This is a genomic window from Arthrobacter sp. zg-Y40 (assembly GCF_020731535.1).
Lineage (GTDB): Bacteria > Actinomycetota > Actinomycetes > Actinomycetales > Micrococcaceae > Arthrobacter_B.
Window position 1 is genome coordinate 177,795 of the sequence record NZ_JAJFZS010000004.1, and the last position, 24,506, is coordinate 202,300.

The window sequence follows — 24,506 nt, forward strand, 5'->3', positions numbered from 1 at the left end:
TTAGCCGGACTGGACCGGTGCGCGGGGCGGGGGCCCGGGCTGGGTAGCCGGGGCAGGTGCCGGGACTAGGCGGAAACGGCCGTCCGGGACAGGAATACACCCGGTGCCCGGAACCATGGCCGGAGATTGCCGCCGTCAATGCCGGCACCTACCCAATGGGTATTCATCATGGTATTCATCAATCTCCACCTCCTGTTCGCGGGGCACTCTTCTGGGGTCTATCTTCTGGGGTCTACTGCGCCTGACGGGTGTTTTGCTGTCTGGCTGGCGGGCCGTGAAGTTGCCCGCAAAAGAAAAGGTACAACAGAAAACCCGGCCCTGCCAAGTACTTTCCGTAAATTCCCGCAATTAATTCTGCGGGCGGATGCTGGCAGGGCCGGGAGGTCTGCTCGTCAGAGGTTCCAGCCGACCACGGCGGGGGTGCGCTTGTCCCAGCCGAGGGTGCAGACAGCTGCCGTGCTGAGGGCAAAGTGCCGGCCGAATTCCGGGGGCAGTCCCAGCCAGCGGGCCGCCAGGATGCGCAGGAAGTGCCCGTGCGCCACCAGGAGCACCTTCTCCACCGGTGCTGCCTCAGGATCGAGGTCCATCTCTGTGCCGGAACCGGCCTGCACGGAAGAGATGATCCGGTCTGCCCGGGCGGCCACCTGGGCCAGGGTTTCCCCGTTGGGAACCCCGTCCTTCCAGATCAGGTATCCCGGGTTCTCATCCCGGACCTGCCGGCTGTTGCGCCCCTCGTTGTCGCCGTAGTCCCACTCATGTGCATGCGGGACCACTTCGGCGTCGGGGTAGCCCACCAGTTCTGCGGTCCGTCGCGCACGGGCCAACGGCGAGGTGAGCACCCGGTCGAAGGTCACCGCACCTATCTTGTCGCGGGCAGCCCGGGCCTGGGCTTCTCCGTCGGCGGTCAGCGGGATGTCCGTCAGGCCCGTGTAGTTTCCCTCGCGGCTCCATTCGGTCTCGCCGTGCCGCAGCAGCCAGAGCCGGGGCAGCCGGGTCCCGGCCGGGGTCAGGTCCGGTACTGCCGGTCCAAAATTATCCCCGTTGCTCATCTATTTGTCCTTCGCGTTTGTACCTGATTCATCCTGCGCCCGCAGGGTTTCCTTTTCCGTTGTATCAGGTGCCGCGTCCGCGGACTCAATCGCACTTTCGGGCTGTGCTGCCCACCACTCCCGGAGCAGGGCGGCGGCCTCCGCTTCACTCCGGGGACCGTTTTCCATGCGTTCTTCCAGCAGAAACCGGTAGGCACGCCCCACCACCGGCCCCGGCCGCACGTTGAGCAGGGCCATGATGGCTTCGCCGTCCAGGTCCGGACGGATGGACGCGAGCTCTTCCTGCTCGGCGAGGACGGCAATGCGCTGTTCCAAGTCGTCGTAGGCGAAGGCCAGGCGCTCCGCCTTCCGCCGGTTCCGGGTGGTGACGTCGGAGCGGGTGAGCCGGTGCAGCCGCTGCAGCAGCGGGCCGGCGTCGGTGACGTAGCGGCGGACGGCGGAATCCGTCCAGCCGGCATCGCCGTAGCCGTAGAAGCGCATGTGCAGTTCCACCAGGCGGGACACAGCCTTCACAGTGTCATTGTCGAACCGCAGCGCTTTCATCCGCTTGGCAGTGAGCTTGGCGCCCACGGCATCGTGATGCAGGAAACTTACCGCGCCGGAGGGATCGAACCGACGGGTGGAGGGCTTGCCGACGTCGTGCATCAGCGCCGCGAAGCGCAACACGAAATCGGGACCCGGCACCGGACCCTCGCTGTCGGTTTCAAGTTCGCAGGCCTGGCGGAGGACGGTCAGGGAGTGCTGGTAGACGTCCTTGTGCCGGTGGTGTTCGTCAATTTCAAGTTTCAGTGCGGCAACCTCGGGCAGCACGTGCTCGGCCAGCCCGCTTTCCACCAGCAGGTCCACTCCGGTCCAGGGCGCCTTCCCGTTGATCAGCTTCGTCAGTTCATCCCGCACCCGTTCCGCGGAGATGATCCCGATCCGGCCCGCCATGTCCCGCATCGCCTCGAACACTTCCGGGGCCACGTCCACCTGCAGCTGCGAGGCGAAACGGGCGGCGCGCATCATCCGCAGCGGATCGTCGGAGAACGACGTCGACGGCGCCCCGGGGGTGCGCACAATGCCGGCGTGCAGGTCCCGGGCACCGCCGAAGGGATCCACCAGTTCCATGGAGGGCAGCCGCAGCGCCATGGCGTTCATGGTGAAGTCCCGGCGGAACAGGTCATCCTCGAGCTTGTCGCCGAAGGCAACCTCAGGTTTGCGGGAGGACGGGTCATACGCGTCGGCACGGTAGGTGGTGACCTCCACCTGGAAACCGTCCTTGCGCATGCCGATGGTGCCGAATTCGCGGCCGATCTCCCAGAAAGTATCCGCCCAGCCCTCGATCACCTTGATGATCTCGTCCGGACGGGCGTTGGTGGTGAAGTCCAGGTCCGGGGACACCCGACCCAGGAACAGGTCACGCACGGGACCGCCGACCAGGGAAAGCTCAAACCCGGCGTCCTCAAAACGTGCACCGAGCGCCGGGATCACGTCGGGCAGCGGGGACTTCAAGGCAGAACTATCAAAAAGGTGCACCATAGTCCTTTAAGCCTGCCAGATAAAACGGTGAAGACCGACAATGGGGCGCTGCGGCAGGGCGGACACGCCGAGGGTTCCCGCTTACGCTCCGGCGGCCCGCAGAACAGTCATCATCCCCCGGGAAAGATCGTTACAGTGGGAGTATGGCCCATCCCGTACCGAGCGCCCCGAAACGGACCCCGTTGACAGCGTCAATGGGCGTCGCCGGTGCGCATACGGTACATGCCCCCCTTCCCACCGTCGAAGAGGTTTCGGCCGGCGGAATTGTGGTGGATACCTCCGCGGAGCAACTGCCGGTGGCCATCATTGCCCGGCTCAACCGCGGCGGACGCCTGGAGTGGTGCCTGCCCAAGGGCCACCCCGAGAACGACGAGGACAACCCGACGGCGGCCATCCGGGAGATTGCCGAGGAAACCGGCATTGACGGCCGGATCCTGACCGCACTGGGCAGCATCGACTACTGGTTTACGGTCAGCGGACACCGCGTCCACAAGACGGTGCACCACTTCCTGCTGCAGGCCTGCGGCGGAAACCTGACCATTGAAAATGATCCGGACCATGAGGCCGTGGACGTGGCCTGGGTTCCGCTGGCCGAACTGGGCCGCAGGCTGTCCTTCCCCAATGAGCGGCGGATCGCCGACCTCGCCCGCGAGATCCTTCCCCGCTACCTCTGACCTGTGCGGACGGCGGTGCTGTGCCGCTCCGGTTGAGTCATTCGGGACCGGAAGTGAGAACATAGGGTCACGATGGCCGAAAAGACTATAGCCCCCAGTACCGCGCGCTCCAGCGCCGTGATGGCAGCGGGCACGCTGGTTTCCCGCATCCTTGGACTCATCCGAACCGCGCTGCTGGCAATCGCCATCGGCAACACCGGGCTCGTCTCCGACATCTTCATTTCGGCGAACGTGCTGCCGAACTTCATCTATCTGCTGGTGGCCGGCGGTATTTTCAACGCCGTCCTGGTCCCGCAGATCATCAAGGCCAGCAAGCAGCCCGACCGCGGCTCGGAGTATGTATCCCGGATCCTTACCCTCAGCCTGCTGGTGCTGGCCGGCCTTGCCGCACTCGCCACCCTCGCCGCGCCGCTGATCCTGCCACTGGTCACCTCCATGAACGCGGAGCAGCTGCCGCTGGCCGTCACGTTCGCCTATTGGCTTTTCCCGCAGATTTTCTTCTACGGCGCCTACGCCGTGATCGGGCAGACCCTCAATGCCAACGGGAAATTCGGCGCCTACATGTGGGCCCCCGTAGTGAACAACATTGTGGCTATTGCCGGCCTGCTGCTGTTCATCACGGTGGTCGGCCGGGAAGGAACCACTGAGTTCTCCCCGGATACGTGGACCAGCCAGGCCACCATGATCCTGGCCGGCAGCACCACGCTGGGCGTCGCCCTCCAGGCCGCCGTCCTCGTTTTCCCGCTGCGCCGCCTGGGCCTTGGCCTTCATCCCTCCTTCGGGCTGCGCGGCGTCGGGCTCCGGCAGACCGGCAGGGTGGCCAAGTGGACCATCCTGACCATGCTGATCGGCAACGGGACGTACCTGGCCTACACAAAGGTGGCAACCATAGCCACCGACGCGCGGCCGGAATTCCGGGCCATGGGGCAGGAAATAGCGGGCTACGCGAACCTCGAAACGGCGGCGATGCTGTACATCATCCCGCATTCGGTCATCACCCTTTCGCTGGCCACCGTCCTGTTCAACAGCATGTCCCGCGCGTTCACCGAGAAGAATTACGACGCCGTGCGGGCCACCCTGTCACAGGGCCTGCGGGCCATCGGAGTGGCCACGGTGTTCTGCTCCGCCGTGCTGATTGTCCTCGCCGGACCCATCAGCGTCTGGTTCAGCGGCGGTTCGAATGTATCCGCCGCCCTGCAGGCCCAAGTCCTGGTGCTGCTTGCCGCGTCCGCGCCGTTCCTTAGCGCCACGTTCCTGATGAACCGCGCCTTCTACGCCAACGAGGACGCCAAAACCCCGCTGGTAATGCAGATCATTCTCTCTGCTTTCGGGTTGACGCTGGCGTTGGCGGCCGCCGCGCTGCCGGCGGACCAGATCATCTTCGGCTTGGCTATCGCCTATTCGCTGGGCAATGTCGCCGCCGTCATCGTTAGCCACATCTACCTCAAGCGGAGCCTGGGGAACTACGGCGCCGGGCAGGTGGTGGACGTGCATATCCGCTTGGTGCTGGCTGCCATGGGTGCCGCCGGCGTCGGTTCGGTCGCCCTCGGCCTGCTGGGCGGTTATGCGGTGGACGGCTTCGCCTGGCAGTCGCTGCCCTCGGCCACCGCGGTCCTGGTGGTCTGCGGCCTGCTGATGGCCGGGACCTACTTCCTGCTGCTGCGGGTACTGAAAGTTACTGAGCTCGATGCCTTCCTGAAACCCGTCCTTGCCAAACTCCGCAGGACTCCCTAAAGTCCCGACTCCGGCTTTGCGCACCGGCGCAGGTAGCATGGGAACAAAGCAGGCAGTTCAGGGCGGCGGGCTGCCGCGTACCTTGTCCGTGAATGAACATCCGAATACGCAACTGTCAGCCCGGCTGACGCAGTCTTATTGCCGTTTTCATTGGAGGAACACGTGCCACAGTCGGTAGACGTCGGGTCAGTACTGGGCGGCCGCTACAAGGTGACCGCCCAGGTGCTCGCCTCAGCGGAACAGGATCTGGTGCTGGACGGTGTGGACCAGGTGCTGAACCGTTCGGTCAGCATCCTCGTAGCTGCGCCCGTGAACGCAAGCCAGGTTTCGGCCAGCGCCCGTGAAATCGCCACCGGTGAACGCCACGGCAGTGTGCAGGTCCTCGACCTGGGCGTCAGTGACGGCCGCACCTACCTCGTGACCAACACCGCCAATGCCGTGGACCTGCTGGACCTGGTGATCGAGCGTGACGCTCCGTACGTTGAGCCGTTCTTCACCGACACGCTGGGATCGGAAATCTTCGGTATGCCCCGTTCCCGGGAGCCGGAGAAGGTGGAAGAGGACCGGTACGTAGAAGAAGAGGACCGCGCTCCCCGCCGTCCCCTGCTCTCCGGGGCGCACAAGCCCAAGCTGCCCAAGTTCGGGCGCTCCGGCGCGGTTGCCGGCACCGTTGCCGGTGCCGAGTCCGCCGCAGCGGCCCGGGACCTGGAATTCGGGTCGGCATCCGATGCCCCTGCGGAAGCGGCCACCGGCGGCGCCAATGTTCCCCCGCCGCCCGCCGCCCGCCCGCGCGGCGGGGCCGCGCGCAGCCCGAAGGTCACCAAATGGGAAGAGGAAGAGCCGCAGGCTGTCCCCGTCCCCGAGCGTCCGGCAAGGCCCGCGTCCAACTTCCCCAAGTCAATGCTGGCCTCCGGCCACTACGACGACGATCCGTACCATGCCGCCGGCTATGACGACGGCGGTGACGACACGGACGAGGACTACGACACTGACGAAAAACCGAACCGGAAGCCCGGACGCGTCCTGATCGGTGCAGTGCTCAGCCTGGTGCTGGTGCTCGCCGTCGTGCTCGCCGTGAGCCAGCTGGGCAAGATGGGCGACCTCTTCGGGTCCGACACCGAAGCCGGGCCAGCCCCCGAGGTGACCACCGAAGCCCCGGCTGCTCCCCAGGCCAGTGCCGCCCCTGCTGCCCCGGCCCCGGAAGTCTCCGGCATCACCCGGTTTGTACCGGGCAACCCGCAGCTGGACTCTGCCAACGACGCCGCCCTGCCGCAGATCATCGACGGCAACCCCTCGTCCTACTGGTCCAGCTATGTGTACGCCAGCGACACCTTCGGCGGACTGGCCCCGAGCCTGGCACTGGTAGTGGATCTGGGCGCCGAATCGGCTGTCAGCGAGGTCAAGATCACCCAGCTCAACGGCACCGGCGGCTCCTTCTCGGTGATGCTCAGTGACACCCCGGACCTGGACGGTGCGGTGCCGGTGGCCCAGAGCGGCTTCACCGGGCCCACCACCAGCATCCCCGTCCCCCAGACGGACGGCGCGCCGGCCACCGCCCGCTACGTCATCGTCAACTTCACGCAGCTGCCCCGGCTCAGCGGGGTCCAGGCTGCATATCCCTGGGGCCTGAGGATCGCCGAAATCGGCGTGTCCTAACCCGTTTCCGCCGTGCCGGTTCCGAACCGGCCGCCCGGGCCGCCGCATCGCGGAGCGGGCGTGTCCCCGGCACGGCCGTCGGAATAAGCTGGACCCGGCATTGGTTGTGCCGGGTGATCCACTCGGACCGGACTCCTGCTCCGTTCCGCAAATCAAGTTCTACAAGGAAGAGGTTCACCGCCCCGTGAGCACCGAAAACCCCGTTGCCACCGACGGCGCCGCTGCCGGCGACGTCCGGGATGTCATCATCGTCGGCTCCGGCCCCTCCGGCTACACCGCCGCCATCTACACGGCGCGCGCCAATCTGTCGCCGTTGGTCATCGCCGGCTCGGTTACTGCCGGCGGTGAACTCATGAACACCACCGAGGTGGAGAACTTCCCGGGCTTCCCCGAGGGCATCATGGGCCCGGACCTGATGGCGAACTTCGAGAAGCAGGCCGACCGCTTCGGCGCGGAGATCCTGTTCGAAGACGTGACCGAGGTGGAGCTTTCCGGCGACATCAAGCGCGTGACAATCGGCACCGGTGAAACCTTCCTTGCCCGCGCCGTCATCATCTCCACCGGCTCCGCCTACCGCGAGCTCGGCCTGGAAGACGAAAAGCGCCTCTCCGGCCGCGGTGTCAGCTGGTGCGCCACCTGCGACGGTTTTTTCTTCAAGGGACAGGACATCGCCGTGATCGGCGGCGGCGACTCTGCCTTGGAAGAAGCACTGTTCCTCACCAAGTTCGCTGCCTCCGTGACCCTGGTCCACCGCCGCGACTCGCTGCGTGCCTCCAAGATCATGCAGGAACGGGCCCTGAACCACGAGAAGATCCGCTTCGCCTGGGACTCCGAGGTCGCGGCCATCCACGGCGCTGACAAGGTCACCGGCCTGACCCTGCGCAACACCAAGGACGGGTCCGAATCGGAGCTGCCGGTCACCGGTGTCTTCGTCGCCATCGGCAATGACCCCCGCACGGACCTGGTCCGCGGGCAGCTGGAACTCACCGAAGAGGGCACCATCGCCGTCCTGGGACGCACTTCCAAGACCTCCCTGCCGGGTGTCTTCGCCGCCGGCGACGTCATCGATCCCACCTACCGCCAGGCCATCACCGCCTCGGGTTCCGGTTGTGTGGCCGCCGTCGACGTCGAACACTTCCTTGCCGATCTCGGGCCCTCGGTTCCCACCGCGGCCGAGGTTCCCACCCCGCCGTCGGAGGCCGTCTCCGAACACGCCGCCCTCTAGATTCGATCCCCCAAGGAGATACAAAAATGAGCAGTGCAAAAGCAGTAACCGATGCTTCCTTCGGCACCGATGTCCTGACGTCCGAGAAGCCCGTCATCGTGGACTTCTGGGCCGAGTGGTGCGGTCCGTGCCGGATGCTTTCCCCGATCCTGGACGACATCGCGGCGCAGTACAGCGACAAGGTGGACGTTGTGAAGGTGAACGTGGACGAGAACCCGGCCATTGCCGCACAGTACGGCATCACCTCCATTCCCGCCGTCTACGTATTCCAGGGCGGTGAGGTTGCCGCGACGTCGATCGGCGCCAAGCCGAAGCAGGTCCTGGAACAGGAATTTGCGGCCTTCCTGAAGTAAATATCCATGACTGTGCACGGCGAGAGCCTGCGGAGGCTGGATGCCGGCCGGCGCGTGGTAACGCTTCGTGAAGCGTTGCTGCGGGCCGGCGTCAGCCTGTCCTATCTGGCACCGGACTCCGTAAACGACCCTTCCATCTTCGACGACCACGTTGACGCTGCCGTGCGCGCGTTTCAGCAGAGCCGCGGCCTGATCGTCGACGGCGTGGCCGGCCCCGACACCCAGCGGGCCCTGCAGGAGGCACAGTTCCGGTTCGGGGACCGTACCTTGAGCTATGTTGAGGACGCGCAGCTGCGCGGCGACGACGTCGCCGAACTGCAGCGCCACCTGTCCCACCTCGGGTTCTACTACGGACATATTGACGGCAGCTTCGGTGTACGCACCCGCTACGCCGTGGCCGAACTGCAGCAGAACCTCGGGTTGCCCGGCAGCGGCGTCTGCGACGGGGACACCATGACCGCCATGTCGCGGGTGAACCGTGCCATTTCCCCGAGCCAGGCGTTTGCGCTGCGGGATTACGAGCGTTTGGACCGCTCCACTGCCGCACTGCGAGGACGCCTGATTTCCGTCAACATAGGCCGTTCCCGGAAAGTGTCACCGCACGTGAAGGAACGCCTCACAGGTGATCCGCTGACTGAAGTGCTCATCACCACCGACATTGCCGGCCGGGTGGAACGGATCCTGCGCGAGTTCGGTGCCCGGCTGGTTCCCCAGGCCGCCGACGCCGGTGCGGGATCGCGGTCCACCAGTCCAAGCCTGAACCTGGACATTCACTGCGACTGGCTGGACCAGCAGGCTGCGTCCGGCATTGCCGCCTACTACTGGGGCCTGCCCGGTACCGGCGAAGCCCGCTCCCCCATCGGGCATCGGGCTGCCGTGCTGCTGATGAAGGAACTCGGTGCCCGCACGGATATGGACAATCTGGGCGTCCATGCCCGGACCTGGGACACGCTCAAGCTGCCGGGAGTGCCGTCCGTCGGGTTGGATCTGGGCTACCTGAGTAACGCACACGACGCCGAGCGGCTCGCGGATCCGGTCTTCCGGCAGACCGTGGCGGACTCCATCGTGATCGGTATCCAGCGGCTGTACCTGATGGAAGAAGAGGACCAGCCCACGGGCACCCTCGCCCTGGACGACGTACTGAGGTTCAACCCGATGGAAGAGCCAGCCCGGCGAGTGTCCGGTCTATAGGCGCCCTGTCTTCCGCCTCCGGGTTTCCCCGGGAAACGCCCCTGCCGTGTTGCGGCTAGGGGCGTTTTTGCATTGTGCTCCTGCCTTCCCAACACCGCTGAGTTGAGTACACGGAATCATGCGGCGCTGGCTGCGGAACCGGGTCAGCGGCTGGATTCCAGTTCCGCCAGGACAAAGCCCTGCCGGTTTGCTTCTGCGCCCTCCGGACTGCGGTCCAGGCTGGCCACTTCCTGGAAGCCGACGCGCTGGAGCGCCGCGAGGACCTCCGGAACAGCGTGAAGGCATGCGGTCATCTCAACACTGTGTCCGTACGCATTGGTAATCCTCCGCTGTCCCGAACCCGCCTGGAATCCCAGCAGCAGCACGCCGCCGGACCGCAGGACACGCCGGAATTCACCGAAGATACCTGCCAGCTCCTCCGGGGCTGCGTGGATTATCGAGTACCACGCCAGCAACCCGTGAAAGGACCGCGGCGCATAAGGCAGCGCTGCGAGATCCGCGGCCAGGATTCGGCGGTTCGGGTGCACGTTCCGTGCGATGGCCGCCATCCCCGCCGACAAGTCGCATCCCTGGATCACCAACGGCTGCTCATTCCCCTGTGCCAGTGTGTCCAGGTAGGTGATCATCCGGCCCGTCCCGCAGCCCGCGTCTAAGACCTCCGCGCCCGCGGGCAGTAACGCCGTGAATTTCCGGATCAGCGCCAGGTCCGTATCCCGCTCGGGACCGCCCGCCCCTCCCGGAACCTGGACCACTTGGGCGTATGTGCCCGCAACGACGTCGTAGGCCGCCTTGATGATGTCCTTATCCCGCATCGGCCCAACCTACCCCGATTCCGCCGTCGCCTATAGTTCTGGGTAAGCCGCCGGCCTGCCGGAGCGGATGGGGGTCTATGTTGGGGGGAACTGCATGCCGGACCAGCTCTACGAAAATCCGCGCCTGGCCGCGATCTACGACGCCTTGGATCCAGAGCGCAGCGACCTGGGCCCCTACCTCTTCATGGTGCGCGAATTCGACGCACGGACGGTCGTGGACTTAGGCTGCGGGACCGGTGTGCTGGCGCTGGAGCTGGCCGGACTCGGGCTGGCTGTGACCGCCGTGGACCCGGCGGGAGGGTCCTTGACGGTGGCCCGCGGTAAACCCGGCGCCGAAAGGATTCGCTGGATTCACGGTGACGCCTCTGCGCTTCCGGCGGCATTCGCCGACATGGTGCTGATGACCGGGAATGCCGTCCAGGCGGTTACTGACGAACTGCACTGGGGAACGTTGCTTGATCACGTGCACCAGGCCCTGGCGCCCGGCGGCCGATTTGTCTTCGAAACCAGGGACCCCGACCATCGTGCCTGGGAAACATGGACCGAGGACTCAACCCGGCGGATCACTGCCATTGACGGGGTTGGAGAAATTGAGAGCTGGGTCGAGTTGACGGATGTCTCCCCGCCTCTGGTCAGCTTTCGCTGGACCTACGTCTTCGGCAGTGACGGGCAGCGCCTGACCTCCGATTCCACGCTCCGGTTCCGGAGTGCCGACGAGGTTCGGCTCAATCTGCAGGCCCACGGTTTCGAGGTGGAGGGCCTCCGCGATGCACCGGACAGGCCCGGCAAGGAACTCGTTTTTGTAGCCCGGAAACCCATGGGGTCCAAGTGCTAGGGACAACGCCGAAAGCTACTCTTACTCCTAATGAGCGTGCCGTTGCCGCTATGACCCGCGCTGAGCCGTTCCTCGTTGATGTACTGCCGGCCCTCGAGGCAGTGCCGGGCATGCAGCCCAGCACGATACTGGTTGCCGGTCCCTTACTGCCATGGGTCCGGTATACCGGGATTCAGAGATTGGCCGTTATCGGAGCGGCGCTCTTTGAAGGACTCGCCGCGACACCCGAAGAGGCCGACACCCGGCTGCGGTCCGGCGCTATCCGGCTTGGGTCTTGCCATGAGCACGGCTCCGTAGGGTCCCTCACCGGCGTTTGCACGGCCTCCATGCCGGTCCTTGTGGTGCGCGACGAGGCTTCCGGTACCACCACCACGTGCCGGATGAATGAGGGCCCTGGTGCTCATGCCCTGACCTTCGGTTCCACCGGGGACGCGGTGCATGCCAACCTGGCCTGGATCAGGGACAAAGTAGCCCCGGCCCTCGGTGCAGCGGTCCGTGATAGTCCCATTCCGTTGCTTCCCATCATGGCCCGTGCCCTGGCCGACGGTGATGATCTGCACGGGCGGCAGCAGTCCGCCGGACGTATCTTCCACCACGCGGTGCGCGACCGTGTGGTTGCCGGCGGCCGGCAACCGGAGGAACTGCTGTCCTATCTGGAAACCGCAGCGTTCCACTTCCTGCATATCGCCATGGCCGCCGCTAAAGCCATCTCTACAGCAGCCGAGGGGGTGCCAGGCAGCACTGTAGTCACCGCCATGGCGATGAACGAGAGGGAGTTCGGCGTGAGAGTATCGGGGGCACCCGGCGTCTGGTTCCGTGCGGCATTGCCTCCCCTCGCGCCGTTCCGCGGCGTACTGCAAGCTCCGTGGACTCCCGAGGACCTCGGTTACGGCGGCGGAGACAGCCTGCTCATGGAAACACTGGGGATGGGTGGCGCGGCCGCGGCCGCAGCCCCCTCGCTGACGCGGGTATCGGTAGGCAACGTCGAAGCCATGAAGCGCTTGACCGCCTCTCTGTATTCGGTGACGGTGACTGAGCATCCGATCCTTCGGATCCCTTCCCTTGGCAGGGGCATTCCGTGGGGGCTGGACAGCGCGGCCGTCACCGCACACGGGCTGGTTCCCCCGGTTCATTTGGGTGCCACGCTGCGTACCGGCGGGCTGGCCGGGGCCATGCTGTTCACGCCGCCCCTCCAGCCCTTCATAGACGCGACGAAGTCTTTACACGATTCCGCTAGAGCGCACAACGGTACGGGGGTGGACCTGGTTGAATAGGGCCAACGCTCGTTTGTTCACACTCGCGGCGGTGCTCCTGTTGTTTGTGTGGGCATTGTTTGCGGGAGTGAACTAGATCGACGATGGGGACACTCCACCGGACTCGGCGTTTCCTGATGTTCCGCCGGGCACCGCTGTGGAGGGCATAGAGCTGGAGTGTGGATCCGGCGGGTGCTGGCGGGAAATGGTTATCCCGGTAGATTCGGCGGCAGCGGCCACTGAAATAATCAATGCCGTGGACCTGGCTGAGGAGCGCTGCGGTGCCAGGAACATCCTGACATTCAGCAGGATCTGCACTGGAGCACACCACTACAGCGATGAAGTCCGCGTCTACCTCGGATACGACTATTAGGTAGTTGCTCCTGATACATGGTCATGCCGTGCTGGCTCCCCCAGCATGCATCCGCGTTGAGGGTTGGCGCCACTGCGGTGTTGCATGGGCGCCGCCACTACGCCAGCAGGCAGTCACTGCCACACGCAGACAGAAGCCGGCGTGCCAGTCGGTGCGAAATCGTTGGTCCCTCACCCGTATCACTGGAACCGTTTCACGTGAAACACGCGAGGCTGTTGACGGTGTACCCGAGCTCGCGGGATGCTTCGGATCAGCCCCGACACCTCTCAGATAGCAGTTTCACGTGAAACGTCACGTCTCGAATGCTACAGCTGTAGCCGGCGCTGTAGTGGGCTGGATACTCACCAGAACTAACAATGCCAGGTGAACCAATAGCCAGAACCGTAGGATAAACGTCTTGGGCATCGCGGCCACGCCCGCCGGCTGGGTATCTGGTCTGTCGGATTCAGGCATGGCTGAGGCTGCTGCCTCGCGGCCAGGGCGAGGGGGCGGAATCTCTAGCCCATACATCACCGGCCGGCGTTATGAATAGCGTCCGTCCATGCTGGCAGCGACAGAGCTCCCGATGGGCATACCGTCCGGGATGAGTGCGGGCCCTGTGCACCTGATCGGGCCACCAACGGTAAGACATCCGTCCCGGCGCTGAGGGCTGCATCTGAAAGTTTTGGACCCGCAAATCGGCATTCGTTGGGAGGCAGTGCTGCGTCGAGTAATCAGCAACTCGGAGAAGAACTACGCCCGGGCAGCCCGGGCTATCCACTGTAACCGCGACCAACCTCGGGGGGCAGCCTGTGGGCAGCCTGGGAACCAATCACGGTGAATGGGTAATCCGAGCACCCTTGCCCGGCGGTACGTTTCACGTGAAACAAAAGAGCAGCCCAGCATCGACTCCCGTCGCGATAGCCCATGTCGGCATGGCTCAGGAGACAAGCCGATACGCTTCCACCAGGGCTGCCCACCCGCGTCCCCTCCGTGGAGTACCGGCAGCCTGGACTCACCAGAACGCTAGACAGCAGCAGGCCTCAGATTGCTTAAGTTACAACCCGGGGGAAACCAGCCCGTACACCGATGCTCTCAACCAGCCACATTGAAACGTGCACGAAGCGCCCGGGAAGAGGCAAAGTGCCAACCGCAGCTGAGCGCCGCCACGGCTGCCCCACTTTGCGCCCCCGAAGCGCAGAAGTAGCAGTAGTGGCCCTTCAGCCCCCCGGCCCGGCACCGATTCAGGCTTGGCCGCTACGGATGTTTCGCAGCCACGATAGGAGCAGTACCACGACACCCTAGAGGAGCAGCGTCGAACTCAGCCCGCAGCCGGGGCCGAACCGTTCATGTTTCACGTGAAACCGGCCCTTTAGGCGCTGCCGAAAGCACAGTCCCTGTTGCGTGACGCCGCCGTAATCGAACGACTCGGCTACCGCGCTGATTGTGTGGGGACGGACTGGAAGAGCGGGAAGGCCCGAGCGGTTTGAACATAGTGCGACGTTGGCCGGTGGAGCCGCACCCGGCGGTGTTCATGAACCCATGATGGAATCAACCGGTTGCGTGCGTCTCGGCGCTCTGCCCACCGACGAAACGGCGGGAGCGTCTGGCGAGCTATGCGCGATCGGCATACTAAGCGGGGAGGACAAGCCCTTCACCCGGCGAGCCATCGACAGCCGAGATTCACCTGGAGGATGCCATGAGTGCAGGGCTGCTCTCTATACACCGACCGGCTCGACGCAGCCTTGCCCCGGCCTGGGCCGGCTCGGCCGAGGAAAAATGTTTCGGGTCAGGGAGGTGCGGACGGTAGGCCCCGAGCGGCCTGGGGGCCCAAACCTTCCGCCAAATGCGTGAACTAATGAGGCACAGGGCGCATGATGGCCACATGCGCGCTGCACCCCTGACACCGCATTCTCGGTGGCAGGAACAGCTACTCCCCACCGTCGCCGCTCCTATACAACCCCTGGGGTGACGGGACTGAAGGAAACCGCGTGGCACCGTTGGCTGCTAGGCCGACGCATGCCCCAAGGTATCTTCACCTGGCCTGCATGGGTTTCACGTGAAACATGCTTTCGGCGCACCGCGCCGCGGCTCACAATCGGCACGGTAAACGAAAGTACCAAGGCCCTGGGCAATCCCGGCGTGGGACAGGATAGGGGCCGATGTTCCACGTGGAACATCGGCCCCTATTGGAGCGATCCAGCCGTTCGACTGCTAGCGGCAGTTCCTAACGTCAGTCAACCGTCGGGGTAAGTACACCCATGATGCGGTTCAGGTCGTCAACGCTGGCAAACTCAATGCTGACTTTTCCCTTCCGGGCACCTAGGGTGATCTTAACGTTGGTGTCGAGACGGTCCGAAAGCGAGGTGGCCAGGTAATCCAGGCGCTCGTGGCGTGCTCCAAGCTTCGGCTTCGCTGACTTTGCCGGCTTCCGGATCCCGTCAGCCAACGAAACGATCTCCTCGGTGGCCCGCACGGAGAGTCCCTCAGCAACAATTTTCTGTGCCAGCTTCTCCATTTCCGCCGGGTCTCCCAACCCAAGGAGTGCACGTGCATGGCCAGCTGATAGGATTCCCGCGGCCAATCGGCGCTGCACGAGTGGGGGCAGCTTCATCAACCGAAGTGTGTTGGTTACCTGTGGACGCGACCTGCCAATTCGGTCCGCGAGCTCCTCGTGCGAGCATTCGAAGTCATCCAGGAGCTGCTGGTAGGCCGCTGCCTCTTCCAACGGATTCAGCTGGCTGCGGTGGAGGTTCTCCAGGAGGGCGTCACGGAGCAGGTCCACGTCCTGCGTGGAACGGATAATGGCTGGCACTGCGTCCAGGCCGGCCGCACGGGATGCACGCCAGCGGCGCTCACCCATAACCAACTCGTACGGGTGCTCTGCATCATCCTCGGGTGACGGACGGACGACGATCGGCTGTAGTACGCCGATTTCCCTGATGGAGTGAACAAGTTCGGCCATGTCGTCTTCATCGAAGACGGAACGGGGCTGTTTGCGGTTGGGATGAATGGAATCGATGGCAAGCTCAGCAAAGGTCGCACCAGGCACCTGCACCAATTCCGTACTGGACTGCGGGTCTGAGTCCAATGTTTCACGGGAAACATCCGAACCTACCGCCGTTTCATCCGCGATGACGGCAGATTCCTGCGAGATAGCGGCGCCAGACGCGGCGTCGGACTCTGTGCGGTCTTGGACGGCCTCCATGGGGCCTTCCGGTGCCTCGCCGGCCTCGCTGCCTGACTGCCGCGCAGCGGCACCCCGGGAGGCCTTTACTGCGCGCTTAGCTGCAGCCGTGCCACTCGCGTCCGTCGCCTTCGGCCGGCCGGAAGGAACAGGGGCAACCTCCTCCGCCGCCCCCTCCGCCCCGGCTGCACGGGCTGCCGTACGCGGTGCCGAACTGCGCGTGGTGGACTTTTTGGCCGGCCCACGCAGGGCTTCTTTGTTTATGCCCGCTCCACGCCGCGGCCCGGCGGCGGAAGACGTACGGGGCTCGTCGGCTGCGGCAAAAAACAGGTCAACAGGACGTCCGGCAGCAACGGGTCCCTGGGTGGAGGTTGCAATTTCTTCCGGCTCCGCACTGCTAGGAATCAAAGCTCCCAGACCGCGGCCCAAACCACGACGCTTTTCGGCCATGGGTAAGTCCTTCCCTTATGCACACTTCAAGCTGCATGGATTGATTGTGAGAGTAGTCTAAGGCGCGGCGCCGTGCTGGCAGCCGAACCGACTCGGGGTGTCCCTAAGCGCGCTGGGCGATTTCGGCGGCTGCTTCAAGGTATGAAAGCGCACCGCTCGAGGACGGATCGTAAGTCATAACGGTCTGCTGGTAGCTCGGCGCCTCGGAAATGCGCACGGACCGGGGAACAACGGCTCCCAGAACCTGCTCCGGGAAGTGCTCCCGAACCTCTGCGGCAACCTGAGCCGCCAGGTTGGTCCTGCCGTCGTACATGGTCAGCAGAATAGTGGAAACAACCAGATCGGCATTGAGGTGCTTCTGGATCATCTCAATATTCTTGAGCAGCTGGCTTAGTCCCTCGAGGGCGTAGTACTCGCACTGGATCGGGATCAGGACCTCGCGGGCAGCAACAAAGGCATTCACCGTAAGGAGCCCGAGGCTGGGCGGGCAGTCAATGAAGATATAGTCGAGGCGTTCCAGCCCCTGCTTCTCCCGCTCCGCCGCATATACATCGATGGCCCGGCGGAGACGCTGTTCCCGCGCGACGAGTGAAACGAGCTCGATTTCGGCCCCGGCAAGGTGGATCGTCGCCGGTGCGCAGATGAGGTTGCTGATGTCAGGGCACGGAGCAACAACATTGGCCAGCGGCAGATCGTCAATCAGGACGTCGTAGATGCTCTCTACCTCGGCGCGGTGGTCAATTCCCAGCGCCGTGGAGGCATTTCCCTGGGGATCAATATCAATCACCAAGACATTTTGCCCCGCAGTGGCCAAGGCCGCGGCAAGGTTCACCGTGGTAGTGGTCTTCCCCACTCCGCCTTTTTGATTACTCACGGTCATAATCCGGGTCTGTGCCGGCCGCGGCAGGACGCGTCCCCGCAACTTGTCGCGCCGGCGGTTCTCACTGGCCAGTTCCCGCGCCAGCGGCGTGCTCTCGTCCATCAAATCCATAACGTCTACCGATGTCGACACAGGAGCGGCTTCACCGGATACACCACCTTCGATAGCTTGGGGCGCCGGCACCGGTTCGGCCTCGGGGGCCGGCACAAGTTCGGCACTGCTTTCAGTTTGGGCGGGCTCCTGCGGCTCCGGGACCACTGTTTCACGTGAAACTTCAGCACGGGGAGCTGCAGCAGCTTCTGGAGCCGCAATCAATTGCGGTTGCTTCCTGCCGAAAGAGGCGGACAGGGCCGAACCGAGTGCGGCGAAAGGAGGAATTCGTTTTGCGGCAGAATCGCGCACACTCACCTGGTCATGCTCACTTTCCAACATAAAGCGTTAAGGCATTAGTTCATCTAGCCTATCCGCTTGCCGGCCAATCTCCGTGACCGGCGAGGGTGTGTGCATCCAGCGGCGGTGTCGCGCGGGTCACCCTACGGAAATACGCACAACAGTGGTGGGTTCTTCCAGGAGGTCGGCGCCTGCCGTGACGACGGCTGTGTCCCGCCCGCCGAGCTTCCGGATGGCCTTGGCGGCCTTCTGGACCTCCTCTTCGGCGCTGCGTCCCTTGATGGCCAGGACCTGGCCCTTTCCGTGCAGCAGGGGCACAGTCAGACCCGCCAATCCGCCCAGTGCGGAGACGGCCCGAGCTGTGGCCACATCCACGTTCACATCGTCGACTACCTGCTCTGCACGCCCGCGGAGAACCCGTACGTTGTCCAGCTCCAGGTCTTCAATGACCTCGTTCAGCCAGATCACGCGCCGCTCCAACGGCTCGATCAGGGTCATGGAGATGTCTGGGCGGGCTATGGCCAGGCACAGCCCGGGCAGTCCTGCGCCGCTGCCTACGTCTGCAACGGACGCGTTCGCCGGGATGAGCTCCGCGACCACGGCGCAGTTAAGCACGTGCCTGCTCCACAGCCTTGGAACCTCGCGGGGGCCCAGGAGGCCGCGCTCCATCCCTGACGTTGCGAGGTGCTCCACGTACCTTCCGGCCAGGTCCAGGCGGTCACCGAAGATCTTCCGGGCGGCATCCTGCTCTGCGGGCGTTGATTCAACCACTTACTTGATATTCCTTGTCTGCGCTGCGGGCGGGATAACTAGGATGCAGGCAGGGAAACGACGATGTGGCGGTCTGCGCCTTCACCCTCGGATTCGCTGGCCAGTCCAAGGTCGGCCACTGCGTCGTGGACTATCTTCCGCTCGTAGGCGCTCATGGGTGCCAGGGCCACGGCTTCTCCGGCGGCCTTGGCCCGCTGCACCGCGTCCTCGGCAATGGACTGCAGCTGCTCGCCGCGTTCCGTCCGGTACCCGGTAATGTCCAGGACCAGGCGGGACCGGTTCTCGGTAGCCGTCAGCACCGAGAGACGCGCCAGTTCCTGAAGGGCCTCCAGCACTTCCCCGTCGCGTCCCACCAAAGCCTGCAGCGCGGCGTCGTCGCCCTCTTCACTGACGATGGAGATGTAAGTGCGTCCGTTGCGGACCTCAATGTCGATATCTCCGTCGATATCGGCAATATCCAGGAGCTCTTCCAGATAGTCCGCCGCGACGTCGCCCTCTTCTTCGAGTCGTCCGCCGCGTGCCGTTACCGGCTCGGATACGACGTCGTCAGCTGCCTCAGCCGGTACCGCGGGATCATCAATGCGCTCGGTGCTCATCTCTTTTTCCTGTTCTTCCGCTGGGGCTGGACACGCTGGACCTTGGCGGCGGCAGGGACCTCAACGGGTTCCGCGCCCTTCTTCTCACCCAGCAGCGGCGTCATAGGCAGGCCCTTGCGGGCGCGGCGCTCAGCAAGTGCCTTGGCGGCCGGCGAACCCGGGGTGGGCATGCGGCGGATAACGAAGAACTGCTGCCCCATGGTCCACAGGTTGGTGGTGGTCCAGTAGATGAGCACACCGATGGGGAAGTTGATGCCGCCGACACCGAACACGAGGGGCAGTACGTACAGCATCATCTTCTGCTGGCGCATGAAGGGGCTGGCCAGGGCTTCTTCAGACATGTTCTTCGACATGATCTGCTTCTGCGTAATGAACTGCGAGGCCGTCATGGCCAGGATCATAATGATCGAAAGCACCACCACGGAGAGGTGCCCCTCGTCGCCGAAGCCGTGCAGCAGCGAGGAGGACAGCGGTGCGCCGAGGATCGTGGCCTCGTCAAACTGCTGGATTGCCTGGGAGGAGAGGGCGCCGATGTGCTCGCCGCCGGCACTGGCCTTGGATACACCGTTGAGCACCTGGAACAGGGCGAAGAAGAACGGCATCTGGATCAGCATGGGCAGGCAAGCCGCAAACGGGTTGGTCCCGTGCTTCTTGTACAGGGCCATCTGTTCCTGCGTCATCGCCTGACGCGACAGCTGGTCCGTTTTGCCCTTGTACTTCTGCTGCAGCTTACGCAGGTCCGGCTGCAGCGACTGCATGCCGCGCTGCGCCTTGATCTGCTTGACGAAAACCGGGATCAGCGCGGCGCGGATCACGATCACCAGGCCGATGATGGACAGCATCCACGTCCAACCGGATGCGGCATCCATCCCGAGGAAAACGAAACCCTCGTGGAAGATCCACATGATCCATGACACTACCCACTTAAAGGGGAACAGTATCGTCTCGAAGAAACCCATTTACTCTCCTCAGGCCGCCGAGCGGCTGTCTTCGTCAGCTGGAATCACGGGATGATTCAGCACAATGATCCTCGGGACCTTCTTTGTGTCCCAAATCCGGTGTCCCTCAGGCACATGGTCCACCCCTCCGCCGTTCCACGGATGGCAGCGGATCAGCCGTCGGAAAGCCAGCCAGGAACCTTTAACGGCGCCGTGGACAGTGACTGCTTCGAGGGCATAGGCGGAACATGAGGGGAAAAAGCGGCAGACCGGACCGTACAGCGGCGAGACGGTCTTCCGGTAGGCAATCAGCAGCCCGATGAGGACTGCGCGGGGGAGGTTCCAGATGAACCGGGCAACAGCAACCAAGGCCCTCAACGGATATGCTCCGGAGTCCCTCATTGCTGGCTCATCCTCCCTGTCTGGCTTGTTCGCGGCTTCGCGAGTTTGGCTATACAGGCGTTTAGGGCGCCCTGATAGTCGGCACTGAGGTCCTGCCACGACGCCGACGCTGATGCGGGCAACGCCCTCACCACCACATCCAGTCCGGACGGGTGGAATGCAAGACCCTGCGCGGCCGCTTCCCTCAGTCTTCTCTTAACGAGGTTGCGTGTCACCGCGTTCCCGACGGATTTGGACACAATGAAGCCTATGCGGGTCGGGTTCTCACCGGTAGGAACCGCATATAGCACTACGTTCCGGCGCCCACTTCGGGCACCGGAACGTACAGTACGGGAAAAGTCCGCCGATACCCTTACCCGGTTCTTTACGGCCAGCATTGGGACCACCTGGAATCCGGGATAGAGCTGCTGTAAGGCAGCATCGACAAACTTTGAGGTTATTTAGGCCGACAGTTCGGTACGGCCCTTGCCACGGCGTGCAGAAAGGATGGCACGGCCGGCACGGGTACGCATGCGAAGGCGGAAGCCGTGCTTCTTGGCACGACGGCGGTTATTCGGCTGAAAAGTCCGCTTGCTCACGGTAGTTACTCCAAGACAATCTTGAGTCGCGCCGGCACTTGTTGCGACAAGGGGGAAGAACAAGCGGCGCTTTTTTCATGTGTCTGTCTGTACTCGCCCGGACCTGGACCCTGATTTCCAGAACCCCTGCAGGGCATGTGTGAGTACAGATAGCAGACACAAAGGACTACTCAACGTTAGGTGACACCGGGGCACCCGTCAAACCGGCGGTACACCGGTTGTGCACCGCGGTTTTTCAACACCTGTGGACAACTGCTGTGGGTATCCCCGCTCATCCGTCCCTGTGAAACAGCCGACAGGCCCGTGAACCAGCGGAATTCCAGCTACCACGACGGGAAATCATCCTCTAGGCTTGGCGTCGGGTACTTTATCCACTATCTGTGCATAACTCTGTGGATGAAGTGCCGGGATCCCCGCCGGGATCCCTGGTTTTCTTAGACCGCCGCGAGGCGTCACGAGAGGTTTTTGTGGGTACGGACGAAATCAACGATGTTGGCAGCTCTTGGCGCAAGGTCATTCGGACCCTGGAGACCGACGACAGGGTCACCCCCCGACAGCGCGGATTCGTTGTGCTGGCGCAGGCCCAAGGCCTCATCGGCACCACCCTGCTGGTCGCCGTCCCGAATGAGTTGACGCGGGAAGTACTGCAGACGCAGCTTAAGAACATCCTCGATGAGGTCCTGCGCGGCGTCTTCCAGGCGGACATTCAGTGCGCGTTTGTTATCGATGCGGACCTCACACCCGTTGTCGAGGCTGAGCCCGAACCCGAGGAAGAGGCAGCGGCGCCCAGCCCGGTACCGTCCGGGGAAAGCGCCCCTTCGCCTACTCCGCCCAGCACCAGCCAGGAATTCGGCCGGCTCAATCCGAAGTATGTCTTTGAAACCTTCGTGATTGGTTCATCCAACCGCTTTGCCCACGCCGCCGCCGTGGCCGTGGCGGAAGCACCGGCCAAGGCCTACAACCCGCTCTTTATCTACGGCGATTCCGGGCTGGGCAAGACCCACCTGCTGCACGCCATCGGCCACTATGCACGCCACCTGTACACGGGCATCCGGGTCCGGTACGTCAACTCGGAAGAATTCACCAACGACTTCATCAACTCCATCCGGTACGACGAAGGCGCCAGCTTCAAGCAGCTCTACCGCAACGTGGACATCCTGCTGATTGACGACATCCAGTTCCTGGCCAACAAGGATGCAACGCAGGAGGAGTTCTTCCACACCTTCAATGCGCTGCACAACCACAACAAGCAGGTGGTCATCACCTCCGACCTGCCGCCCAAGCAGCTTTCCGGATTCGAGGAACGCATGCGCTCACGGTTCGAATGGGGCCTGCTCACTGATGTGCAGCCGCCGGAACTCGAAACCCGCATTGCCATCCTCCGGAAAAAGGCCATCGGAGACAGCCTTAGTGCCCCGGACGACGTGTTGGAGTACATCGCCTCCAAAATCTCCACCAATATTCGCGAGCTTGAAGGCGCCTTGATCCGAGTCACTGCGTTCGCCAGCCTGAACCGCCAGCAGGTCGACGTCGGACTGGCAGAGATTGTGTTGAAGGACCTGATCACCGACGACGGCGCGCAGGAAATCACTGCCGCGTCCATCCTCGGGCAGACGGCGGCGTACTTCCAGATCAGCCTGGAGGAACTGTGCAGCAAGTCGCGGACGCGCACCCTGGTGACCGCGCGGCAGATTGCCATGTACTTGTGCCGGGAGCTCACGGACATGTCCCTGCCGAAGATCGGCCAGGAGCTTGGCGGGCGTGACCACACGACCGTGATCCATGCGGACCGGAAGATCCGTGAACTGATGGCTGAACGCCGCGCCATTTACAACCAGGTCACGGAGCTCACCAACCGCATCAAGCAGCAGCAGCGCGAGGCCTGATCCGCCCGGTTTCCAAAGCCCCGCAGGGGCTCGAATTAACATTTGTGGACAAGGGTGTGGATAACCCGGTGGACAACCCGTGTTTACCCACACTTCCCTGTGGATACGCGGAACCCTCGAAAAGTTTCCAACACCCCCGCCGCCAACCGCTGCAGAGGATCCACAGGTTATCAACAGGCTTAAACAGCCGGGATGCGGGGACACCGCGGGTTATCCACAGTATCCACAGGAGTTATTAACACTACGGACCTTAAGCAATTCGGTTCCACCAAATAACAACTAAGCTCAAGACCCCTCGGACCAACCAGCCATCCGGCAGCTCAAAAACATCAAAGACGAGCATGCACCCGTGCTGCCGCCTGTTGAATCACAAACCCGGTACATCGTTGGCCGGGACCGGGCTAAGCTGTCACAGAGTATGGTTGTCATTCGCATGCATCCGCCTCCAACCCACAGATGGAGGGATGAGGGCGGACACAGGCGGTGGCGGACATGCCACCCCACCAAGTTCCACACATGTTCCACCACGGAACTCACCTCGAGTTCTGAAACAAGTTCAGTTGTACTGAGAAGTACGTTGCGAAAGGCGGCACCCTTCAGTGAAGTTCAGAGTTGAGCGGGATGTCCTGGCAGAGGCCGTCACGTGGACAGCACGATCCCTGTCCCCGCGCCCGCCGGTTCCTGTCCTTTCGGGGCTGCTTATCAAAGCCGAAAACGGTTCCTTGAGCCTGGCCAGTTTCGATTACGAAATCTCGGCCCGGTTGCAGATTCCTGCCGATGTCAGCGAAGAAGGCACCATCCTGGTCTCCGGCCGCCTCCTTGCGGAGATCTGCCGCAGCCTGCCATCCGCCCCGGTGGAGGTCGAGACCGACGGCGCAAAGGTGACGCTGACCTGCCGCAACAGCCGCTTCAACCTGGCCACCATGCCCGAGGCGGAATATCCGGAACTTCCCGCGCTTCCCGAAGTCAGCGGCGTAGTCGACGGCGATGCCTTCGCGCAGGCTGTTTCCCAGGTCATCATCGCCGCGAGCCGGGATGACACGCTGCCCATCCTGACCGGTGTCCGGATGGAAATTGAAGACGATCTCATTACGTTCCTGGCAACTGACCGTTACCGGCTAGCCCTGCGTGAATTGGCCTGGAAGCCTACGGTTCCCGGCATCTCCACCAGTGCGCTGGTCAAGGCCAAAACCCTCAACGAAGTTGCCAAGACACTTGGCAGCGCCGGCGACCTGAACATCGCGTTGTCCGAGGACAGCGAACTGATCGGCTTTGAAAGCGGAGGCCGGCGGACCACGTCGCTTCTGGTTGACGGCGACTACCCCAAGATCCGGTCGCTTTTCCCGGAAAACACCCCCATCCACGCCACCGTGGAAACACATGCCCTGGTTGAGGCGGTCCGCCGCGTATCCCTGGTTGCCGAGCGCAATACTCCGGTGCGCCTGGCCTTCACCGACGGCCAGCTGACACTCGACGCCGGCACCGGCGAGGATGCGCAGGCCTCCGAAGCGCTTGAGGCCGCACTTGTCGGCGACGACATCACTGTTGCCTTCAACCCGCACTACCTGAGCGAAGGCCTTGGTGCCTTCCCCAGCAAATACGTCCGCTTTTCCTTCACCACACCTCCCAAACCGGCGGTCATTTCGGCCCAGGAAGAGCTCACCGGCGAGGACCAGGCCGACTACCGGTACCTGTTGATGCCGGTGCGGCTTCCCAACCAGTAAGGCCTCGGTCACCGGATCCGCTGCCCGGGAGCCCAATCAGAGGAGCAGA

22 protein-coding genes are annotated in these 24,506 nt (G+C 63.6%); 11 read left to right on the forward strand and 11 right to left on the reverse strand.

Translation table 11 applies throughout. From position 1 onward, the window contains the following. Positions 1 to 392: 392 nt before the first annotated feature. Positions 393 to 1,049, reverse strand: a complete 657-nt coding sequence (locus LJ754_RS05785; RefSeq protein ID WP_227925909.1) for a histidine phosphatase family protein — start codon at positions 1,047 to 1,049, stop codon at positions 393 to 395. After that, positions 1,050 to 2,570: a CCA tRNA nucleotidyltransferase gene (locus LJ754_RS05790; RefSeq protein WP_227925910.1), complete on the reverse strand. Its 1,521-nt coding sequence runs from the start codon at positions 2,568 to 2,570 to the stop codon at positions 1,050 to 1,052. 143 nt (positions 2,571 to 2,713) lie between these two features. On the opposite strand from LJ754_RS05790, the gene LJ754_RS05795 reads away from it, so the two are divergent. The 6 genes from LJ754_RS05795 (at position 2,714) to LJ754_RS05820 (ending at position 9,403) form a co-directional block, all read left to right on the forward strand. Continuing rightward, positions 2,714 to 3,244 (forward strand): NUDIX hydrolase, encoded by a 531-nt coding sequence (locus tag LJ754_RS05795; protein WP_227925911.1) that lies wholly within the window; start codon positions 2,714 to 2,716, stop codon positions 3,242 to 3,244. A 72-nt stretch (positions 3,245 to 3,316) separates the two neighbouring features. Beyond that, positions 3,317 to 4,978, forward strand: coding sequence for a murein biosynthesis integral membrane protein MurJ (gene murJ / locus LJ754_RS05800; RefSeq protein WP_227925912.1), 1,662 nt, complete (start codon positions 3,317 to 3,319; stop codon positions 4,976 to 4,978). Between the two features lie 162 nt (positions 4,979 to 5,140). Beyond that, a complete protein-coding gene (locus LJ754_RS05805; RefSeq protein WP_227925913.1) occupies positions 5,141 to 6,634 on the forward strand; it encodes a discoidin domain-containing protein in 1,494 nt (497 codons plus the stop codon). 184 nt (positions 6,635 to 6,818) lie between these two features. Further along, entirely contained in the window at positions 6,819 to 7,859 is a 1,041-nt protein-coding gene (gene trxB, locus LJ754_RS05810) for a thioredoxin-disulfide reductase (RefSeq protein ID WP_227925914.1), read from the forward strand. Positions 7,860 to 7,885: 26 nt separating this feature from the next. Then, positions 7,886 to 8,212, forward strand: a complete 327-nt coding sequence (gene trxA / locus LJ754_RS05815) for a thioredoxin (RefSeq protein ID WP_227912318.1) — start codon at positions 7,886 to 7,888, stop codon at positions 8,210 to 8,212. Positions 8,213 to 8,218: 6 nt separating this feature from the next. Further along, positions 8,219 to 9,403, forward strand: a complete 1,185-nt coding sequence (locus LJ754_RS05820) for a peptidoglycan-binding protein (RefSeq protein ID WP_227912319.1) — start codon at positions 8,219 to 8,221, stop codon at positions 9,401 to 9,403. Positions 9,404 to 9,546: 143 nt separating this feature from the next. Here the strand turns inward: LJ754_RS05820 and LJ754_RS05825 are convergent, their stop codons facing one another. Further along, on the reverse strand, positions 9,547 to 10,215 hold the full coding sequence (locus LJ754_RS05825; RefSeq protein ID WP_227925915.1) for a class I SAM-dependent DNA methyltransferase: 669 nt from the start codon (positions 10,213 to 10,215) through the stop codon (positions 9,547 to 9,549). A 94-nt stretch (positions 10,216 to 10,309) separates the two neighbouring features. Between LJ754_RS05825 and LJ754_RS05830 the strand changes: the two genes are divergently transcribed. The 3 genes from LJ754_RS05830 (at position 10,310) to LJ754_RS05840 (ending at position 12,676) form a co-directional block, all read left to right on the forward strand. After that, the gene (locus tag LJ754_RS05830) at positions 10,310 to 11,050 is read left to right on the forward strand and encodes a class I SAM-dependent methyltransferase (protein WP_227925916.1); all 741 of its coding nucleotides are present in this window, start codon (positions 10,310 to 10,312) and stop codon (positions 11,048 to 11,050) included. 50 nt (positions 11,051 to 11,100) lie between these two features. Next, a complete protein-coding gene (locus LJ754_RS05835; RefSeq protein ID WP_227925917.1) occupies positions 11,101 to 12,324 on the forward strand; it encodes an oxamate carbamoyltransferase subunit AllG family protein in 1,224 nt (407 codons plus the stop codon). 184 nt (positions 12,325 to 12,508) lie between these two features. Further along, complete coding sequence (locus tag LJ754_RS05840) at positions 12,509 to 12,676, forward strand: hypothetical protein (protein ID WP_227925918.1); 168 nt, start codon at positions 12,509 to 12,511, stop codon at positions 12,674 to 12,676. A gap of 2,212 nt (positions 12,677 to 14,888) precedes the next feature. On the opposite strand, the gene LJ754_RS05845 is transcribed toward LJ754_RS05840, so the two are convergent. The 8 genes from LJ754_RS05845 to rpmH form a co-directional block, all read right to left on the reverse strand. Continuing rightward, the gene (locus LJ754_RS05845) at positions 14,889 to 16,292 is read right to left on the reverse strand and encodes a ParB/RepB/Spo0J family partition protein (RefSeq protein ID WP_227925919.1); all 1,404 of its coding nucleotides are present in this window, start codon (positions 16,290 to 16,292) and stop codon (positions 14,889 to 14,891) included. A 103-nt stretch (positions 16,293 to 16,395) separates the two neighbouring features. Beyond that, positions 16,396 to 17,283 (reverse strand): ParA family protein, encoded by an 888-nt coding sequence (locus LJ754_RS05850; RefSeq protein ID WP_442860315.1) that lies wholly within the window; start codon positions 17,281 to 17,283, stop codon positions 16,396 to 16,398. Positions 17,284 to 17,700: 417 nt separating this feature from the next. Beyond that, positions 17,701 to 18,333 (reverse strand): 16S rRNA (guanine(527)-N(7))-methyltransferase RsmG, encoded by a 633-nt coding sequence (gene rsmG, locus LJ754_RS05855; RefSeq protein ID WP_227912330.1) that lies wholly within the window; start codon positions 18,331 to 18,333, stop codon positions 17,701 to 17,703. A 38-nt stretch (positions 18,334 to 18,371) separates the two neighbouring features. Then, positions 18,372 to 18,929: a Jag family protein gene (locus tag LJ754_RS05860; RefSeq protein WP_227925920.1), complete on the reverse strand. Its 558-nt coding sequence runs from the start codon at positions 18,927 to 18,929 to the stop codon at positions 18,372 to 18,374. After that, positions 18,926 to 19,888 carry a membrane protein insertase YidC gene (yidC, locus tag LJ754_RS05865; RefSeq protein ID WP_227925921.1) on the reverse strand — a complete coding sequence of 321 codons (963 nt, stop codon included), beginning with the start codon at positions 19,886 to 19,888 and terminating at the stop codon, positions 18,926 to 18,928. Before yidC ends, LJ754_RS05860 begins: the two co-directional genes overlap by 4 nt. A gap of 9 nt (positions 19,889 to 19,897) precedes the next feature. Then, on the reverse strand, positions 19,898 to 20,269 hold the full coding sequence (gene yidD, locus LJ754_RS05870) for a membrane protein insertion efficiency factor YidD (RefSeq protein ID WP_227925922.1): 372 nt from the start codon (positions 20,267 to 20,269) through the stop codon (positions 19,898 to 19,900). Further along, entirely contained in the window at positions 20,266 to 20,646 is a 381-nt protein-coding gene (gene rnpA / locus LJ754_RS05875) for a ribonuclease P protein component (RefSeq protein ID WP_227925923.1), read from the reverse strand. Before rnpA ends, yidD begins: the two co-directional genes overlap by 4 nt. A gap of 63 nt (positions 20,647 to 20,709) precedes the next feature. Continuing rightward, positions 20,710 to 20,847, reverse strand: a complete 138-nt coding sequence (rpmH, locus tag LJ754_RS05880; protein WP_022892375.1) for a 50S ribosomal protein L34 — start codon at positions 20,845 to 20,847, stop codon at positions 20,710 to 20,712. 467 nt (positions 20,848 to 21,314) lie between these two features. Between rpmH and dnaA the strand changes: the two genes are divergently transcribed. Together dnaA and dnaN are read left to right on the forward strand one after the other, a co-directional pair. Beyond that, positions 21,315 to 22,733, forward strand: a complete 1,419-nt coding sequence (gene dnaA / locus LJ754_RS05885) for a chromosomal replication initiator protein DnaA (protein WP_227912338.1) — start codon at positions 21,315 to 21,317, stop codon at positions 22,731 to 22,733. Positions 22,734 to 23,332: 599 nt separating this feature from the next. Then, positions 23,333 to 24,457 carry a DNA polymerase III subunit beta gene (gene dnaN, locus LJ754_RS05890; protein WP_227912340.1) on the forward strand — a complete coding sequence of 375 codons (1,125 nt, stop codon included), beginning with the start codon at positions 23,333 to 23,335 and terminating at the stop codon, positions 24,455 to 24,457. Positions 24,458 to 24,506: the final 49 nt, after the last annotated feature.

Excerpts from the sequence above, each read along its gene's own strand:
- LJ754_RS05785 (WP_227925909.1), bottom strand. The coding sequence starts at position 1,049 with ATGAGCAACGGGGATAATTTTGGACCGGCAGTACCGGACCTGACCCCG.
- LJ754_RS05790 (WP_227925910.1), bottom strand. The coding sequence starts at position 2,570 with ATGGTGCACCTTTTTGATAGTTCTGCCTTGAAGTCCCCGCTGCCCGAC.
- LJ754_RS05795 (WP_227925911.1), top strand. The coding sequence starts at position 2,714 with ATGGCCCATCCCGTACCGAGCGCCCCGAAACGGACCCCGTTGACAGCG.
- murJ (WP_227925912.1), top strand. The coding sequence starts at position 3,317 with ATGGCCGAAAAGACTATAGCCCCCAGTACCGCGCGCTCCAGCGCCGTG.
- trxA (WP_227912318.1), top strand. The coding sequence starts at position 7,886 with ATGAGCAGTGCAAAAGCAGTAACCGATGCTTCCTTCGGCACCGATGTC.
- LJ754_RS05820 (WP_227912319.1), top strand. The coding sequence starts at position 8,219 with ATGACTGTGCACGGCGAGAGCCTGCGGAGGCTGGATGCCGGCCGGCGC.
- LJ754_RS05825 (WP_227925915.1), bottom strand. The coding sequence starts at position 10,215 with ATGCGGGATAAGGACATCATCAAGGCGGCCTACGACGTCGTTGCGGGC.
- LJ754_RS05830 (WP_227925916.1), top strand. The coding sequence starts at position 10,310 with ATGCCGGACCAGCTCTACGAAAATCCGCGCCTGGCCGCGATCTACGAC.
- LJ754_RS05835 (WP_227925917.1), top strand. The coding sequence starts at position 11,101 with ATGACCCGCGCTGAGCCGTTCCTCGTTGATGTACTGCCGGCCCTCGAG.
- LJ754_RS05840 (WP_227925918.1), top strand. The coding sequence starts at position 12,509 with ATGGTTATCCCGGTAGATTCGGCGGCAGCGGCCACTGAAATAATCAAT.
- LJ754_RS05845 (WP_227925919.1), bottom strand. The coding sequence starts at position 16,292 with ATGGCCGAAAAGCGTCGTGGTTTGGGCCGCGGTCTGGGAGCTTTGATT.
- LJ754_RS05850 (WP_442860315.1), bottom strand. The coding sequence starts at position 17,283 with ATGGATTTGATGGACGAGAGCACGCCGCTGGCGCGGGAACTGGCCAGT.
- LJ754_RS05860 (WP_227925920.1), bottom strand. The coding sequence starts at position 18,929 with ATGAGCACCGAGCGCATTGATGATCCCGCGGTACCGGCTGAGGCAGCT.
- yidC (WP_227925921.1), bottom strand. The coding sequence starts at position 19,888 with ATGGGTTTCTTCGAGACGATACTGTTCCCCTTTAAGTGGGTAGTGTCA.
- yidD (WP_227925922.1), bottom strand. The coding sequence starts at position 20,269 with ATGAGGGACTCCGGAGCATATCCGTTGAGGGCCTTGGTTGCTGTTGCC.
- rnpA (WP_227925923.1), bottom strand. The coding sequence starts at position 20,646 with ATGCTGGCCGTAAAGAACCGGGTAAGGGTATCGGCGGACTTTTCCCGT.